This window comes from Sphingomonas chlorellae (assembly GCF_056485145.1).
Genome location: NZ_JBQXXM010000001.1, coordinates 308,008 through 323,830 on the forward strand (window position 1 = coordinate 308,008; position 15,823 = coordinate 323,830).

Sequence of the window (15,823 nt, forward strand, 5' to 3'; positions counted from 1 at the left end):
TTGTGAGTGCCGGTCCGTCGATCTTTCGCGAGGTGGCGGACCGGCTTACGATGCGGCGGGAACGCGCCGCGCGTCAGCCGCCGTCCGGCTCGGGCGGCGGAAGCTCGTCGGGGTTCGCTGCGGACGGCGAGCGCGCCAGCAGCCTTTCGGCCCAGAGGATGGACCCGGCGCGGCGCGCCCATTCGGCCCAGACCGACAGCGGATGCGCAGTCTCGAAATAGAGGTCGCGCTCGATGGTCAGCCCGAACGGCAGGCGCAGCCCTTCGATCTCGGCGAGCGAGAAGCAGCCGAGTTCGGGACAGCCGAAGCCCAGATCGGCGAGGCCGAACAGGGTGTCGCCATCGGCATCAAGCTCGGTCGCGAGCCATGTCGCCGCGCCAGCGGGATTGAAGAATTTGACGACGGGGGCCGGATCGGGCGCGTGCCGTCCTTCGCGGTCGGCGGCGCGGCGGGCGATGTCGTTCGCGCGCAGCGCGAAGCGAAGGTCGGGGGTGAGCAGGATCATGCCGCCCTCCGCTCGTCGGTGCGGTCGTCCGATGCCTCGGCTTGCGCCGCCGTGTGGCGCGCGAGCAGCCAGTCGGCGGCCTTGCTGGCTTGACTGGCGGCGCGGAAGATCGCGCGATTGTCCTCGCGCAGCACGTCGAGCCAGCTTGCGATATAGTCGGCGTGGCGCACGGTCGGGACGATGCCGAGCGTGGCGCAGAGGAAGGCCGATCCCATCTCGGCGACCAGCTCCTCGCGCGCATAGTCCCTGCTGCCGAAGGCGTTGGTGAGGTTGCGGCCCAGCCGCGAGGCATGGCCCGTCGCGTGGGTCAGCTCGTGCAGGCAGGTCCGGTAATAGTTGATCTGCTCGAAGAAGGCCGGTTGCGGCGGCACCTGCACATAGTCTGCCGAGGGGACATAGAAGGCGCGATTGCCGCCGACGCGGAAATCCACCCCGCTCGCGGCTATCACCGCTTCGGCGACGGGCACGATCTGCCGTTCGGGCAAGGGAGCGGGTTCGGGCGCGAGGCCGGGGCGCAGTCCCTCGCACTGCGCGACGTTGAACACGGTGAAGCGCTTGAGGAAGGGGATGGCGCGCGCCTCGCCGCCCTCGTCGCGGGCGCGGGCCTTCTCGGCTTCGGGGGTGAAGCGGTCGGCATAGACGACCGTGGTGCCGCGCTCGCCCTTGCGGACGCTGCCGCCCGCCGCCAGCGCCTGCCGGAAGGTGAGCCAGCCTTGCGAGGGCCAGCCCTGCTCGATGACCGCGCCCCACAGGATCAGGACATTCACGCCCGAATAGAGCCGTCCGGTCAGCGCATTGCGCGGCAGGCCGGGGCTGACGGCGCCGCCGTTCGGACAGCCGGGAGCACCGGCCGTCCCCCAAGGCTGAACCCAAGGGAAGCGCCCCGCCTCGAGTTCGGCGATGATCTTTGCGGTTACCTCGTCGTAGAGGCTGACGCGGGACGATTGGGCATCGGTTCGTGCCTTGGCCGCGCGGGACCGTCCGCCACGAGCTGCCTTGGCTTTGCGGCCCTTGCCGCGCGCGGGAGCGTTCGGGGAAACGCGCATCGTTCACCTCCTGCACCGCCCCAAAACCACCATGGCCTCCCCGGAAAGCGGGGGTGGGCGGCACCCGAGCGACCGGAAAGGCCCGCCGCGAGCGGCGCCGGCACCCGAAGGGCCGCAACGGTAGTGGAGGAGCCGGTCCCGAGCGCAGCCGAGGGCCGGCTTGCCGGCGACGCGGGCGGGCCTAGCAGGGAGCGCCGCCCACCCGCGCTTGACCGGGAGAGGCCACAAGCAGCGCCGCCGCGCCGCAAGCGCGGCGACCGCAGCCGCAGCGGCGTGCCGCCGCCCGACAAGAACGGGACCCCGCGCGCAGGCGGACGGGTGAGCGGCGTCGAACCGGGCTTCGCGAGCCCGGCGGCAATTGTCGCCGGCCGCGAGACGGGCGCGCCGCCCGGCCGCCGGAGCGCGAGTGCCCGCGGGGCCGCGATCGGGCGCCGCACCCTGTCGGCCCGCGCAGCGGCCGGCAGTGTGCGTCCGCAGCCCCGCTCCGCCGGGGTCAGCGTCAGCTGACCCGCGCCAGCCGATCGTCACCGAAGGCCGAGACCCGCCAGGGGCTCGGCGGCGAGAAGCGGCGCTTCGAGCCGTAGAGCGCGGTCGCGCCGCCTCAGCGGCGCGAGGCGCCGGACCGCATCAGCTGCCGGTATCCGCCGCGCGCCAGGCTTCGGGCCTCCTGAACCAGCCGGCGCACGCGCGAGCGCAGCGAGTCCGAGGCGCCGTTCCAGTCATGGTCGACGCGTTCGGCCCCGAACAGCGCCGTCGCGATCTCACGCTGGCTCGCCCCGTCGCGCAACGCGTCGTGCACGCGCAGCACTTCGATACCGTGGCCGATCAGCGGGTCGCGGGGAAACAGCGAGCGCGCGAACCGCCGGTGCCGGCACAGCGACAGGAGACGGCGCAGCGGCAGCAGGCGCGTCTCGGCCGAGGCCAGGCCGCGCAGCCGATAGTGGAGCAGCACCGCCTCCTCTCCGGCGAGCCGCCCTTCCTCGATGTCGAGCCGGATATGGCGCCAGCCGTCCGAAAGGACGACATGCTCGCGTCCGTCGGGCCCGACCGCGATCGCCAGCCATGGCGCGAGATGCTCGAGGCGCAGGCTGTCGGGGTCCGTCGGATCGACCGGGACGGCGGCGACGCTGATCGTGCCGGGGTCGAGATCGGCATGCCAGATGATCCGGGCCGAAGGTGCTGCGCGGTCCGGATCCTCGGCGAAAGTGCAGCCCCCACTGGAGCGGATCTCCGGCGGCGGCCGGAAGCGTGCTCCGCGTCGCGGTGCTCGCGCGGACATGCCAGGCGATATAGCCGGGGTCGCGGCGCAGCCATTCCCACATCAGCCCGGCGCGGTCGATCCCGCGCAACTGCAGATAGGCCGTTGCCGCGCGCCAGTCCGGAGGAACATCCTCCCCGGCAGAATGGTTCACGGCCCGGTGCCCGCAGGACCACGCTGGTTGCCGCCAGGAACAACCATAATGGAGGTTTCGGCGAGACCTTTACCTTTCGTCCACCTCGATGGCGCGGTTCTGCCGCTTCTTTGAGCAAAGTGTATGTGATACTGATTCTTAATTGCTGGAGTCGCCGGGCGACGGCCTGAGAACCCGCCGTTCGGCCCGTAGGTACGGGAAAGGGTGATCGCCGGGATTGCGGTGGCTTGAGACGCCGCCCGCGGTCGCGCTGCGGCCGGTTGAGTATGCATACGATGGCGATGCGGTTCATGCACGTCGTCGAGGCGGTGGGTAACGCCGAAGATCTCGCCGCGGCGATGGCCGCGATCGCGTCGGAGCTCGGCTTTCAGTATTTCGCGCTGACGCATCATGTCGACATCGTCGCGGCCAGCGGCAGCGCGATCCGGCTGCACAATTATCCCGCGCAATGGGCGGATTATTATGACGGCAACGCGCTCGGCGTGGTCGATCCGGTGCACCGCGCCAGCCATGTGACGAGCGTCGGCTTCTGCTGGTCGCGCATGCCGCTGATGATCCCGCTGACCGCGGCGGACCACCGCATGCTGGCGCTCGGCCGCGAGCAGGGGATCGGCGACGGCTTCACCGTGCCCGCGCATGTACCCGGCGAGGCGCGCGGGTCCTGCTCCTTCGCCAATGAGGACGGCCGACCGATGCCCGAGGCCATGCTGCCGCTCGCCCAGCTCGCCGGCAACTTCGCCTTCGAGGCGGCCCGGCGGCTGTGGAGCGGGCGCGGCCACCTGCCGCCGGCGCGCGTCCTGACCGATCGCCAGCGCGACTGCGTGCTGTGGGTCGCGCGCGGCAAGGGCGACTGGGAGATCGGCCAGATCCTCGGCATCAGCGAGGAGACGGTCGCGCTGCATATCAGGAATGCCTGCGAGCGCTACGGGGTGAACAAGCGGACATTGCTGGTGATCCGGGCGCTGTTCGACGGAACGCTGACCTTCACCGATCTCTTCCGCCGCTGACATACCCCTTTTCCGGTATGGTGACGTAGCCCGCTCCTCGACGACCCTTGGCCGGCAAACGGTCAGGAGCCAGTCCCATGCTGCATATCCTTCAATCCGCCCCGGCCCCGCTGTCGGACGCGGCGATGCGATCGATGTTCGCCGCGCGCAAATCGGTCTTCGTCGACCTGCTCAAATGGGACGTTCCCGTGCTCGCCGGCGCCTATGAGGTCGACCAGTTCGACGATGTCCATGCGACCTATCTGATCCTCGCCGAGCCGGATGGAACCCATCTCGGATCGGCGCGGCTGCTCCCCACCGTCCGCCCGCACATCCTCGATTCCTTCTATGCCGAGCTGTGCGAGGAGGCGCCGCCGCGGGAACCGGCCACCTTCGAGATCACGCGCTTCTGCCTCGACCGGCGGCTGACCGCGCGCGAGCGGCGCGCGGTGCGCGACACGCTGGTGACCGCATTGGTCGAGCATGCGCTCGCCAGCGGGATCACCGCGTACAGCGCGATCGCCGAGATGGGCTGGTTTCAGCAGATCCTCGCCTTCGGCTGGCGCTGCGTGCCGCTCGGTCTGCCGCGGGTGGTCGACGGCACGATGCTGGCGGCGCTGCGCATCGACATCACCCCCGACACCCCGGCGCTGCTCGCCGCCGCGGGCATCGAGGCGCGGCCCATACCCCACGACGCGCGGCGCGTGGCCGCCTGACCGGGAGAACCACGATGGGACACAGCCCCGACCTCGCCGCCGGGATCGCGCGCGGCATCGCCGACCTCGCCGCGCAGGGCTATTGCATCGTCCCCGATGCGCTGCCTGCCGCGACCGTCCAAGCGCTCGATGAGGACCTCGCCGAACCTTTCGCGCGCACGCCCTTCGGGCAGGGTGGCTTCTACGGCACCACGACCAAGCGCTTCGGTCGCCTCCTCATCCGTTCGCCGCATGCCGCATCGCTGGTCCAGCACCGGCTGGTGACGGGCATCGTCGAGGCGGTGCTGTCGCCCTGGTGCGACTGCATCCAGCTCAACACCACCCAGGCGATTGCGGTGCACCCCGGTGCACCGGCGCAGCTGCCGCATCGCGACCAGGACATGTGGCGCGGGCCGGTCGGCGAGATCGAATATCTCGTCAACGTGATGTGGCCGCTCACCCCCTTCACACGCGACAACGGCGCCACGCTCGTCTGGCCGCGCAGCCATGGGCGACAGGCGCTCGAGGCCGAACCGTCCGAAGTCCCGATTGCGGCCGAGATGGAGCCCGGCGCGGCGCTGATCTTTCTCGGCTCGACGCTGCACGGCGCCGGCGCGAACCTGACCGATGCGGTGCGACGGGGCCTCGTCGTCGGTTATTCGCTCGGCTGGCTCAAGCCCTACGAGAACCAGTGGCTGGCCTATCCGCCCGAGGTCGCGCGCACCTTCCCGAGCGAGCTCGCGGCGCTGGTCGGCTACCGCCAGCATCGTCCGAATCTCGGCAACTATGAAGGTCAGTGCCCTTCCGTCCTGCTCGATGATCGCGCCGGTCGCCCGCTCGGCGCGATCGACGCGCTCCGTCCCGACCAGCAGGCGATGGTCGACGCCTTCGTAGAAGCGCGCCGGGTTCCGTCATGAATTCGGGTGCGACCGCCGAACGCGTCCATGAGGTGCTCAAGGCGCGGATCATGGGCCGCGAGTTCCGGCCGGGCGACCGGCTCGATCCGGCGGTGCTCGCCGCGCCGCTCTCGGCGAGCGTGACGCCGGTCCGCGACGCGCTCCATCTGCTCACCGGCGAGGGCCTGGTCGAGACACGGACCAGCGGCGGCTTCCACGTGCCGGCGCTCGACGAACCGGCGCTCAAGGACCTTTATGACTGGTCTGCGGAATTGGTTGCACTCTCCATACGCGCCTGGCCGCGTCCCATGGCCGGCGTCGCGGTGCCGGGCGGTCTCGGCGAGGAGCCGATCGCCGTTCGCACCGCTTCGCTGTTCCTCGCGATCGCCCGCTGCTCGGCGAACAGCGAGCATGCGCGGGCCGTCGACCTGCTCAACGCCCGGCTCCACGCGGTCCGCCTGGTCGAGCCCCATGTGCTCGACGCGATCGAGGACGAGCTTGGCGATCTGGCCGTGGCGGCATTGCAGGGCGAGCGTGACCGGCTGCGACGGCGCGTCACCGGCTATCACAGCCGGCGCCGCCGCTCCGCGGCGGCCATCGTCCGGGCGGTCTACCGGATCGACTAGCCCGAACCCGCCCCTGGGCCTGGCCCCCGGCCGCCAAACAAAGTCGATATAAGATCCGTATAAAGTTCGGATAGCAGAAGGCGCTTCGTACACTCCCAAGGCTGCAATGGCGCAGCAATCAGAAGGAGTGTGCATCATGGAACGTCAGCATGAAGAGCATGACGAGCTGATCGATCTCGGCGCGGCGAGCACCGAGACCAAGGGCCGGCCGGGATTCCTGTCGGAATTCGGCGTCATCGCCCAGCCGCTCGGCATCGAAGCCGAATGACCCCGGCGGAGCGGACGCGGCGCGCCTGCGACGCGCCCGCTCCATCCCGCATCATGGCGCATCATCGGATCCGCGACGGGATCGGCTTCGTGGGCTTCGAAGGCCGCACGATCATCCTCGACGTGACCGCAGATCGTTACTGGCAGCTCGGCGCCGACGCCGGTGCAGCGCTGGAGGCGCTGCGGACCGGCGCGACCGACCAGGTGGACGAGCGAAGCGTGGCGCGTCTGCTGGCGCTCGGGTTTGTGGTGCCCGCGGGCATGAGTCCCGACCGCGCCGGCCCTCCGGAGTGCCGGCTGCCGCCCCCCTCGCTCAGCATGCTCGAACAGCCCGACGGTCCGTCGCGCATGGACTGGATGGCGATCGGCGAGGTCGCGCTGCTCGCTTTCGCCGCGCGGATCGTGCTGCGCGCGCGGCCGCTCAAAACGGTGCTCGACCGCATCGCGGCTTGCCGCACGCGCAACCGATCGCCCGCGAACGGACCCGAACTCGGCGTCTTGGCCCAGCGCTTCGCCCGGCTGCGCCGGTTGCTGCCGCTGCGTCCGCTCTGCCTGCCCGATTCGATCGCGTTCCTGTGGTTCGTCATGCGCCGCGGCCACGCCCCGCGGCTGGTGTTCGGCGTAGAGGCCTTTCCCTTCACCGCCCATTGCTGGGTGCAGGACGGCGATACCGTGCTGACCGATGCGCTCGACCACGCAAGCCGCTTCCGGCCGATTCTCGCGATATGAGTCACGACGCCTATCTGGCGATCGTCGCTCCAGGCGCCGATCCCGCCGCCGCGACCCGGCTCGCCGACCGCGCGAGCGTCGATTTCTCGCTCGACCGCCTGTTCGAAAGCGGGAGCCTGATCGTCCTCGCCGCACCGGGATGCCGACAGCGGTCCTGGGGCGACCGTGGGATCGCGATCGGCACGATCCTCTCCTCCAAACCGGGCATGGAAGCTTTCGAGACGCCGCCGGCCCATGACCGGCATCTCGTTGCGGGTTGCTGGGGCGATTACGTAGCCTTCCTGCATGACGCCGCCAAGGCGGCGACGACGGTCGTCCGCGCGCCTTCCGGCGGCGTGCCGGCATTTCGGACGACCGCGGATGGTGTGACCCTGATCTCGTCGACGCCCGAATGGCTGCTGGCGCTCGCGCAGCAGCCGGCCGCGATCGACTGGCATTTCGTCGCGCATCATCTGGCCTTCCCGCATCTCCGGCCCGGCGCGACCGGTCTCGCCGGAATCGACGAGCTCTTCGCCGGCGACGCCAACTGCTTCACCGCTGCCGGCGTTCAGCGCCTCAGCGTCTGGACTCCCTGGACCTTTGCCACGGCGGGGCGCGAGCTGGTCGACCCGGCCGAGGCGGGCCGCGCCGTCCGCCAGAGCATCGAGCTGGCCGTGGCGGGGCTGGTGCGCGGTCGCCGCTCGGTCCTGCTCGAACTCTCGGGCGGACTCGATTCGTCGGTGCTGGCGGCGGCGCTCGCGGCCTCGGGCGCGCCTGCCTCCGCCATCAATCTGGTCACGCCGGGCAGCGAGGGGGACGAGCGGACCTATGCCCGCGCCACCGCCGAGCGCACCGGGCTCGCGCTGGCGGAACAGGCCGTCGCGAGCGACGTCGACCTGACCGTGCCGGTGGCGATGCGCACTGCGCGGCCGGGCATTCCTGCCATCCTGCGCCCGGCAGATCAGCTGCTCGCCGCCATCGCCAGCGAGGGGCGCGTCGATGCCTTCGTCAGCGGTACGGGCGGGGATTGCGTCTTCTGTTCGCCGGCCTCGGCCGCGCCCGCCGCCGACGCGCTGCGCGCCTTCGGTTTGGGGCGCCGCTTCCTGCGCGCGGTTCGGGACATCACCGAGATCCACGACACCAATCTGTGGACTGCGGGTTCGATGGCGTGGCGCCAGGCGCACCGCCCGCCGATCCATCGTGTGTGGCCGAACAACGATGCATTCCTGGCGCGCGACCAACTGCCCGATGAACCCGATCCTCATCCCTGGCTTGACGAGCCGGACGATGCGCTTCCAGGACGCAGGAGTCATATCCGCGCGGTGATCGCCGCGTTCGCCCATCTCGACGGCTATGCCCGGCATGCCGTCGCGCCCTCGCTCTTTCCGCTGCTCAGTCAGCCTGTGATGGAAGCCTGCTTCCGCGTGCCGACCTGGCTGTGGATCGCGGGCGGTCGCGACCGCGCCGTCGCGCGGCAGGCGTTCCGCGACGTGCTGCCGGCAAAGGTGCTTGATCGCCGGTCGAAGGGCGGCATGGATGCCTATTGCATCCGCAACTTCGAGGCCAACCGGACGCGGCTCGAACCGTTCCTGCTCGAAGGCCATCTCGCCCGCGCCGGCCTGCTCGACCGTCCCGCGGTGGCGGCCTTCCTGCGCCGCCCGGTCGGGCCACGCGACCAGCGTTTCTACCGCCTGCTGCCGGTCATCGACGCGGAAGCCTGGGTGCGCGGCTGGCTCGAGCCCGCACCGGCGGCCGATCGGCGATAGCCTTCCCAGCGGCGATATTGCTCCGCCTTAGCCGGGTCGGGATCGATCTCGCCGCGAAGCCAGAAGCGGAACCAGTCGAGGTTGCGCGCATTGGCCGCGAGCTGGTGGCGCGGCTGCCATTTGATATGGACCTCGTCGGGAAAGGCCCACAGCTCGACCGGCGTGCGTGCGCGTTGAAGACGCGCCAGCAGCTCGACATTGGGACGGTATTCCTGTTCGGGCAACTGCATCAGCAGTGGCGCCCGGATCTTCTCGACGTTGAACGATGGAGAAAGAGTCCGCCAGCCACTACGATCACGGTCAGGATTACCGATGCCCCAGCCAGTGCGGAGTGTCTCAGGGACATCCCGACCCGCCACCGCATTGAACCAATAGTAGGTTGGCGTCAGCAGCACATTGGCAATCGAGGTGGCGGCGAGAAGGCGCGAATGCATCGCGATCCAGATGGTGGACTCACCTCCGAAGCTGACCCCGCCCATGCCGACCTTGGCTGGATCGACGATGGCCTGCCCAGCGAGGATTGCGATTACGGCAGAGATACCCGATTGGGCGATCCGATAGGCATCGGTATTTTTCCCGTTGCCGTCCGGCGCAGGGTAGCGGTTGATGCAGAGCGTCGCGATGCCGTGGCGCGCCAGTTCGCGCAGCGGGAATTCGTCGCCGAGCCCGCCGCGCAGATAACCGCTGCACGAATAATAGGTGGCGAACAGGGGTACAGGCCCAACCGCGCCCGCCGGCAGCAGCAGCTGGCCGGTGAAGCGGCGCCCAGCGGTGTCGCGCCATTCGAGCGGGCGGAAACGGATGTCCGGGTCGGCGAGCGCATGATTGGGTTCGGCCAGCGTACGCATGTGCCCGGCGTCGAGATCGATGGCGATGAGCCGCGGCGGCGCGTCGGCTGCGGCAGCGACGCAGACCATGGTGCGCGCGCCGATCGCGCAGCCTTCCGACTCGTCGCGCCCGCCATTGAGCAGGCCCTGTCCGCTCGCGAGCACGGCAACGGTTCCCGATCCGACATCCCAGCGAAAAAGGTTTGAGTTGCCGTTGCCGTCGCGCGTTTCGAACACGACGCGGTCGGCGCCTGCCTGCCAGGTGACCGACCGGATGCGCTGCCCGGTGCAGGCCGGAGCCTGGCAAAGGATCGCGTCGGCCAGTCCCGCGCCACGCGCCACGAGCAGGGCGTGGGTCATCCCGGAGGACAGCACATAGGCAGTGCCGCGCGCATCGCCCGCCGCCGCGCGCGCGATCAGAAAGCGCCCGTCGAGCCTGTCGAAGAACTGCGTGGGCGGCGCCAGCCCGGCCGCCTCGGCCTCGCTCGCATCGCGGACCGTACCGCTCGCAATATCCAGCACCCGTATACGCGGTGGAAGATCGGCGAGCAGTCCGCCATGGCCGAACCACGGCCCCTTGAGCCGCTCGGTCGCCTGTCGCCCGTCGATGCGGCCCCCGCGATAAAGCGGTCGCGAGGGATCGACGCTCGCGTCGATCAACACGCCTTCGTCATATTCGCGCTGCTCGGCCCGGACCACCTCCGTACGCGCGGCGCCGACGCGGAAGAGAATCGAGCGGCGGTCGGCCCCGGCGGCAAGATCGATAACGTTGCCCGCCTCCTGCGTCATCCGCTGGACGTTCGAGCCGTCGGCCGCCGCCCGCCATATCTGCACCTCGCCGTCGATCACGGCGCGATAGAGGAGGAAGCGCGAGTCCGCCGACCAGATCGGCGGCTCGGACAGCAGCGTTCCGTTGAGCCAGTTGCCCTCGCCGGCGTCGGCGAGGCGTCGCGGCGGCGTGCTGCCATCGACCGGCGCGACGAACCAAGTAAGGGTGTGGTCGTTGCGCTCGATCGAGGCGCTTTCCTCGCGGAAGGCCACGAGCCTGCCGTCGGGGGAGATGGCCACGCTCGAAAGATCGGTAAGCTCGATCAGATCCCGCATCGTCGGCATCTGGCCATGGGCGATGCCGGGCACGCCAAGCAGGAGCGCCAGGGGCGCAATCCAGCGTCTCACCATGACTTGACCAGCTGGAAGGCGACCATGCGCCCGAGCGGGCTCGCATTTTCGGGATCGAATCCCGAGGCCGAAAAGGCGGTGCGGTTGTTGACGTAGGGCGGCGCACGATCGAACAGGTTGGTCACGCTGAGCGAGAGGCTGACGCCGCGCAGCGGCCCGCTCTCGCCGCCGAGCCGATAGCCGAGCTGGAGATCGAGCGTGGTCCAGCTGTGCACCGGTTCGGCCGGGGTGACGCCGTTGTTGAGATAGCCGTCGACATAGTTGAGATAGGCGGCGAGGGTCGCCCGGCCGCGCGTCGCCGAGGCGCGGGCGCGCAGGCGCAGATCGACGGGATTGCCGATCGTCGACACGACGTCGGCGCTCTCGGCGGTGGCGGTGAGCTTCTGCTTGAGGCTGACCAGCCAGGTGCCGCTCACCCCCAGCTCGAAGCCGCGGCTCTCGTCGCCCCCGCGGTAGCCGATGTCGAAATCGAGTCCGCGCTCGGTCGTGCGCGACAGGTTGGCGTTGCGGGCGTCGACCAGCACCGCCACGGCCGAGGCCGGGATGCCGTAGGGATTGACGAAGGTCGGGTCGGCATAGAGCGCGGCGACCGTCGCCGCGGCGGGGTTGTCGGTGATCAGCGACTGGAAACGGCTGCGCTGAGACAGGAACGAGAAGAGCTCGGAGGCGACGTTGCTGATGCGGTCGCGATAGGCGATGTCGAACCAGGTGGCGCTGATCGAGAGGCCCGGCACGCTCGGCCGCCGGAAATCGAAGCCCGCAGTCCAGGTCCGCGCCTTCTCGGGTCCAATGTCCGGCCGGTTGCCGAACAGCGCGAGCACGTTGGTTGCGCCTGTCGGCGAGGCGGGGTCGGGCAGCGGCAACGGGATGATCTGATTGAGGCCGGGCCCATGGCGGATGTCGCTGAAGGTCGGCGCGCGGAAGGAGGTGCCGAAGGTGCCGCGTAGCGTGAGCGCGGGAAGCGGCTTCCAGCTGAGGCCGAACCGCGGATTGGCGGTGGTGCCGAAGTCGCTGTAGCGTTCGATCCGGCCGGCGATCGACAGGTCGAGCCGATCGATGCCGGGCACCTGCTGATCCGGGCCGACCAGCGGCGCCAGCAGCTCGGCATAGCCGGCGACCACTGAGCGCCCGAGCGGAAAGCCCGCCGACCCCGCGTCCACCGGACCCGGCGTGAACTCGTCGTCGGCCGAGGAATAGCCATACCATTCGTGGCGGTATTCGCCCCCGACCGCCATGCGGACGTCGCCTGCCGGCAGCGCGAACAGCGGCCCGTCGAGCTTGAGGCTCGTCGACCATTGCCGGGAATGGCCGGCCTGGACGAAGCCGCCGCGCACCTTCTCGATCGTGGCGGGATTGGTGACCGAGCCGTCGCCGAACAGATTATAGGCGGTCGCCGGATCGGTGTCGGCGAGCGCCAGCGCAAGCCGGTAGTAGTTGGGCACGTTCCGTGTGACCTGGCGCTCGCGCTGCTCGCCATAGGTTCCGTGGAGCTCGGCGTTCCAGCGGCCGAACGCGGCGCTGAGCGAGGCGGCGCCCGCCCAGTTCGTGACATGCGCGTCGAGCGTCGGCGGACTGAGGTCGGGCCGGAAGTCGTAATGCACCGTCACCGGCTCGCCCGTGCCGAGCGGGTCGACGTAGAAGGGGTTGGCCGAGGTGACAACGACCCCGCCATAGTTGCTGGGAAAATAGCGGGCGGAGGAGCGCCGGTCGGCGAAGAAACCCTGCGCCCTGAAACGGAAGGTGTCTCCGAGCTCCTGTTCGAGCGCGGCGTAGGCCGAATGCCGTTTCAGCGCCGGCAGCAGGTCGGTGTCGCGGCGCCCGTCGGCGAGATTGGCGACGCCTGGGATGAGGTCGCCCGCCGTGAGGCCCCTCCCGCTCTGGCCCGTGGGGATGCCGAAGACCTGCCCGTTCGCGGCGATGATTGTCCCCGGATTGGCATAGTCCTGCCGGTAGTCCGGCCCGCCGAAGGCGCGCAGGTCCTCGGTCGCATAGGCGCGGTCCGCCGAGTTCAGCCGGCCCCGGCGATAATATTCATAGCCGGCGATGAACCGGCCGCCGGTCCAGTGGAAGCCGGCGAGCTGGCTGGCCTGTACCTCGTCGAGACCATCGGCGAAGCCGTAGCGTAGCCGCGTCTCCGCGCCGTCGAGCTCGCGGCGCAGCCTGACATTGACCACGCCTGCGACCGCGTCCGACCCGTAGATCGCCGAGGCGCCGTCGGCGAGAATCTCGATGCGTTCGATTATGCTCGACGGGATCAGGGTGAGATCGGCGAAGGTGCCCGATCCTCCCCCGAGCGCCGGGCGGTTGCTGTCGATCAGGGTTAGGGTCGATGTCGTGCCGAGCCCGCGCAGGTTGATGCCCGAGCCGAAGCCGAAATTGGTGCTGCTGTTGTTGCGCACCGAGAAGCCGACCGTGCCTTCGTTCGCGCCGCCGGAGAAGTTCTGCGGAACGGCGGCGAGGATCTGCTGCGTCGTCGCATAGCCGCTGCGTTCGATCTCCTTGCGGTCGATGGCGACGACGTTCGAGCCGGTCGGCGCCGCGCCGCGGATGCGGGTTCCGGTGACGACGATGTCGTCGCTTCCCGGGCCTTCCGCTGCGCCATCGTTCAGGCTGGTTTGCCTGCGGTCGATGAGCAGCCCGTCACCGACGCGCCTTACGACCAGGCCGGAGCCGGCCAGCAGCGCATCGACCACTTCCTCGAGCGTGTAGCTCCCGCGCACCGCAGGCGCCGTCTTCCCGCGAAGGATCTCGGCCGGGGCGACGATGTTCCGCCCTGATTGCAGCGAGACCTCCCGCAGCGACTGGGCCAGCGGCTGGGCCGGAAGGCTGTAGCTTTGCCGCTGCTCCTGAGCGGCGGCAGGGGCTACAGGCAGGATAATCGCCGCGACGGACGCGGACAGAGCAAGTGCGGTCTTCGGAACAATCGACATTCGCGTTTCCCCCTCGCGCGCCTTCGTGGCGCTGCTTGGGGGACTTCGACGCGGCCGCCTGCGATAACCCTGGGAATTTATTTGCGCGAGGCGAGCACGAGATTGTCCTCGGCATCGCGCTCGACCCGCAGGTCGAACATCGATCCGACCATGTCGGCAAGCTGCTTGGAGTCGCCGGCCTTGAACGTACCCGTGAACCGGCGATCCTCCGTCGCAGGATCGCCGATCACGATCCGGGTCTGGCTGTAGCGGTTGGCCGAGGCCACGACCTCTGCCAGGCGTGCATCCTCGAACGAGAGCATGCCGGTTGGCCAGCGGGTTTCGGACGATCTGATCGCTGCGGGCTGCGCCATCGCGGCGGTGCCGTCGAGCGCGAATTGCTGTCCCGGCCGCAGGATCGTTGGCGGGCGGCGCACATCAGGGGCCTTGGAGGTCGGCCGGACTTCGACCGACCCCTGCAGGAGCGACACGAGAGCGCGCGGCTGGCGCAGGTCGATGTCGAAAACGGTCCCATGTGCGACGACCTCGCTGGCGCCGGCGGCCACGATGAACGGTCGCCGCGCGTCGTGAGCGACCTCGAACCGCGCACGTCCGCGCTGTAGTTCGAGTCGGCGCTGATCGTCGTCGAAGTTCACGTGCACGATGCTGTCGGTGTCGAGCGTAACCCGCGAGCCGTCGTCGAGCACGATCGTGCGGATCTGCCCAACGCGGCTGGCAAGCAGCGTCTCGGGCGCAGGGCCGCGCCACGCATAGTGGGTCAAGGCGAAGCTGCCCGCCACCAACAGGAGCAGCACCGCCGCCGCGACGCTTGCGACTTTGACTTGGGAATGGCGCCGTCCGGTATGCCGATTCCGCGCCGCCGGGACCCGGCCGACCAAGGCTGTCTCATCCCAAGTCGTGAGCACAGCCTCATAGACGTCGGCATGCTGTGGATCCGCGATATACCAACGCTCGAAGTCGGCACGATCGATGTCGGTCGGCTCCGAGCGCAACCTGGCGAGCCAGGCAATCGCCTGCTCTCGCACCGCCTCGGGTGCGCTGGATGCCGTTGTCCGACCCTCCATCAGCGCCTCAGGGCTCGATCCAGATGATCAATCGCTTTCGTCATGTGCCACTCAACGCCCTTGGTGCTCAAGCCGTATCGCTCCGCGATCTGCTTGTAGCTCAAGCCATCAAGGCGGTGGGCAAGGAATATGTCACGTGTCTTCGGCTTGAGCCGCATCAATGCGTTCTGCAGACGATTGAGCCGGTCGCGCGCTTCCAGCGCAGCAACCAGGTCGGTTCCGGCGAGCGGCACCTCATCGGCGGGGACATGGTTCGACAGCGATCGCTGAAGCGCGGACTTGGCGCGGTCGCGCAGGAGGTTGGTCGCGATCTGATTGAGATAGGCCTCGGGGCACTCGACCGTCTGGTCCCGACATGCCTCCGAGCTCGCGAAGCGTATGAAACTTTCATGGACGAGGTCGGAAGCGTCCTGGCGGTCGGCGCGGCGGGCGAAGAAACGGAGCAGCCGCGGACCGTGCACGCGGTAGAGGTCATCGAGGGCAAGTGTCGGCCGAACGAGGCGATCCTCGGGCGGAAGCGGATCGCCCTCCGCGATACGCGGAACGGTGACTGCTTTGAGGAAGCCGCCGATCACCCGCATCGGCCAGTCCTCCCGAATGCCACCGCCTTCGGAAGACCGGATGCGCTAACGTCGAAACCGTCGACCATGCCCGTCTGACCCACAATCGTGAGCGCTCGCGGGCAGAAGCCGGGTGTTGAGAACATGCTTGAGACATGCGCCGATGCCTTTGGCCGCAAGCAGCTTGGACATGCGCATCGGCCACCCGGCCGCATGGGTGCGGGTCTCGACTCTCAAGCGAGGTTCTCACGCCTCGGCGCCACCCTCGTGGCGCGCGGTCAGAGTAATGTCACAGAAAAGATACGCAACCTGCTTGCGTCAGGCCACAATTTGCAGCCCGCCCGAGCGGCCCCAGG

General features: G+C 69.3%; 14 protein-coding genes and 1 pseudogene. 7 read left to right on the forward strand and 8 right to left on the reverse strand.

Annotated features, from left to right (window positions below; all coding sequences use genetic code 11):
- Positions 1-73: 73 nt before the first annotated feature.
- The 4 genes and pseudogenes from ACT3CF_RS01460 to ACT3CF_RS01475 all read right to left on the reverse strand — a co-directional run.
- Positions 74-505 carry a DUF2958 domain-containing protein gene (locus tag ACT3CF_RS01460; RefSeq protein WP_478419952.1) on the reverse strand — a complete coding sequence of 144 codons (432 nt, stop codon included), beginning with the start codon at positions 503-505 and terminating at the stop codon, positions 74-76.
- Positions 502-1,551, reverse strand: coding sequence for an ArdC family protein (locus ACT3CF_RS01465; RefSeq protein ID WP_478419953.1), 1,050 nt, complete (start codon positions 1,549-1,551; stop codon positions 502-504). The genes ACT3CF_RS01460 and ACT3CF_RS01465 overlap by 4 nt, the downstream gene beginning before the upstream one ends.
- Positions 1,552-2,152: 601 nt before the next feature.
- Complete coding sequence (locus ACT3CF_RS01470) at positions 2,153-2,830, reverse strand: DUF2285 domain-containing protein (protein ID WP_478419954.1); 678 nt, start codon at positions 2,828-2,830, stop codon at positions 2,153-2,155.
- Positions 2,811-2,873, reverse strand: a pseudogene (locus ACT3CF_RS01475) (hypothetical protein); the annotation flags it as partial. The gene ACT3CF_RS01470 and the pseudogene ACT3CF_RS01475, both read right to left, overlap by 20 nt.
- Before the next feature lie 365 nt (positions 2,874-3,238).
- Here ACT3CF_RS01475 and ACT3CF_RS01480 point away from each other — a divergent pair.
- The 7 genes from ACT3CF_RS01480 to ACT3CF_RS01510 all read left to right on the forward strand — a co-directional run bounded on the left by ACT3CF_RS01480 (position 3,239) and on the right by ACT3CF_RS01510 (position 8,907).
- Positions 3,239-3,970 (forward strand): helix-turn-helix transcriptional regulator, encoded by a 732-nt coding sequence (locus ACT3CF_RS01480; RefSeq protein WP_478419955.1) that lies wholly within the window; start codon positions 3,239-3,241, stop codon positions 3,968-3,970.
- A 77-nt stretch (positions 3,971-4,047) separates the two neighbouring features.
- Positions 4,048-4,665, forward strand: a complete 618-nt coding sequence (locus ACT3CF_RS01485; RefSeq protein ID WP_478419956.1) for an acyl-homoserine-lactone synthase — start codon at positions 4,048-4,050, stop codon at positions 4,663-4,665.
- Positions 4,666-4,679: 14 nt separating this feature from the next.
- Positions 4,680-5,561 carry a phytanoyl-CoA dioxygenase family protein gene (locus ACT3CF_RS01490; protein ID WP_478419957.1) on the forward strand — a complete coding sequence of 294 codons (882 nt, stop codon included), beginning with the start codon at positions 4,680-4,682 and terminating at the stop codon, positions 5,559-5,561.
- Complete coding sequence (locus tag ACT3CF_RS01495; RefSeq protein WP_478419958.1) at positions 5,558-6,166, forward strand: GntR family transcriptional regulator; 609 nt, start codon at positions 5,558-5,560, stop codon at positions 6,164-6,166. Before ACT3CF_RS01490 ends, ACT3CF_RS01495 begins: the two co-directional genes overlap by 4 nt.
- Positions 6,167-6,302: 136 nt before the next feature.
- Positions 6,303-6,434, forward strand: coding sequence for a benenodin family lasso peptide (locus tag ACT3CF_RS01500; protein ID WP_478419960.1), 132 nt, complete (start codon positions 6,303-6,305; stop codon positions 6,432-6,434).
- Positions 6,431-7,162, forward strand: coding sequence for a lasso peptide biosynthesis B2 protein (locus ACT3CF_RS01505; protein ID WP_478419961.1), 732 nt, complete (start codon positions 6,431-6,433; stop codon positions 7,160-7,162). The genes ACT3CF_RS01500 and ACT3CF_RS01505 overlap by 4 nt, the downstream gene beginning before the upstream one ends.
- Complete coding sequence (locus ACT3CF_RS01510) at positions 7,159-8,907, forward strand: asparagine synthase-related protein (RefSeq protein WP_478419962.1); 1,749 nt, start codon at positions 7,159-7,161, stop codon at positions 8,905-8,907. The genes ACT3CF_RS01505 and ACT3CF_RS01510 overlap by 4 nt, the downstream gene beginning before the upstream one ends.
- Here ACT3CF_RS01510 and ACT3CF_RS01515 read toward each other — a convergent pair.
- The 4 genes from ACT3CF_RS01515 to ACT3CF_RS01530 form a co-directional block, all read right to left on the reverse strand.
- A complete protein-coding gene (locus ACT3CF_RS01515) occupies positions 8,826-10,913 on the reverse strand; it encodes an Atxe2 family lasso peptide isopeptidase (protein ID WP_478419963.1) in 2,088 nt (695 codons plus the stop codon). The genes ACT3CF_RS01510 and ACT3CF_RS01515 overlap by 82 nt on opposite strands.
- A complete protein-coding gene (locus ACT3CF_RS01520; protein ID WP_478419964.1) occupies positions 10,907-13,843 on the reverse strand; it encodes a TonB-dependent receptor domain-containing protein in 2,937 nt (978 codons plus the stop codon). The genes ACT3CF_RS01515 and ACT3CF_RS01520 overlap by 7 nt, the downstream gene beginning before the upstream one ends.
- A 77-nt stretch (positions 13,844-13,920) precedes the next feature.
- Positions 13,921-14,907 carry a FecR family protein gene (locus ACT3CF_RS01525; RefSeq protein ID WP_478419965.1) on the reverse strand — a complete coding sequence of 329 codons (987 nt, stop codon included), beginning with the start codon at positions 14,905-14,907 and terminating at the stop codon, positions 13,921-13,923.
- Positions 14,907-15,488 carry an RNA polymerase sigma factor gene (locus ACT3CF_RS01530; RefSeq protein WP_478419966.1) on the reverse strand — a complete coding sequence of 194 codons (582 nt, stop codon included), beginning with the start codon at positions 15,486-15,488 and terminating at the stop codon, positions 14,907-14,909. Before ACT3CF_RS01530 ends, ACT3CF_RS01525 begins: the two co-directional genes overlap by 1 nt.
- Positions 15,489-15,823 lie beyond the last annotated feature (335 nt).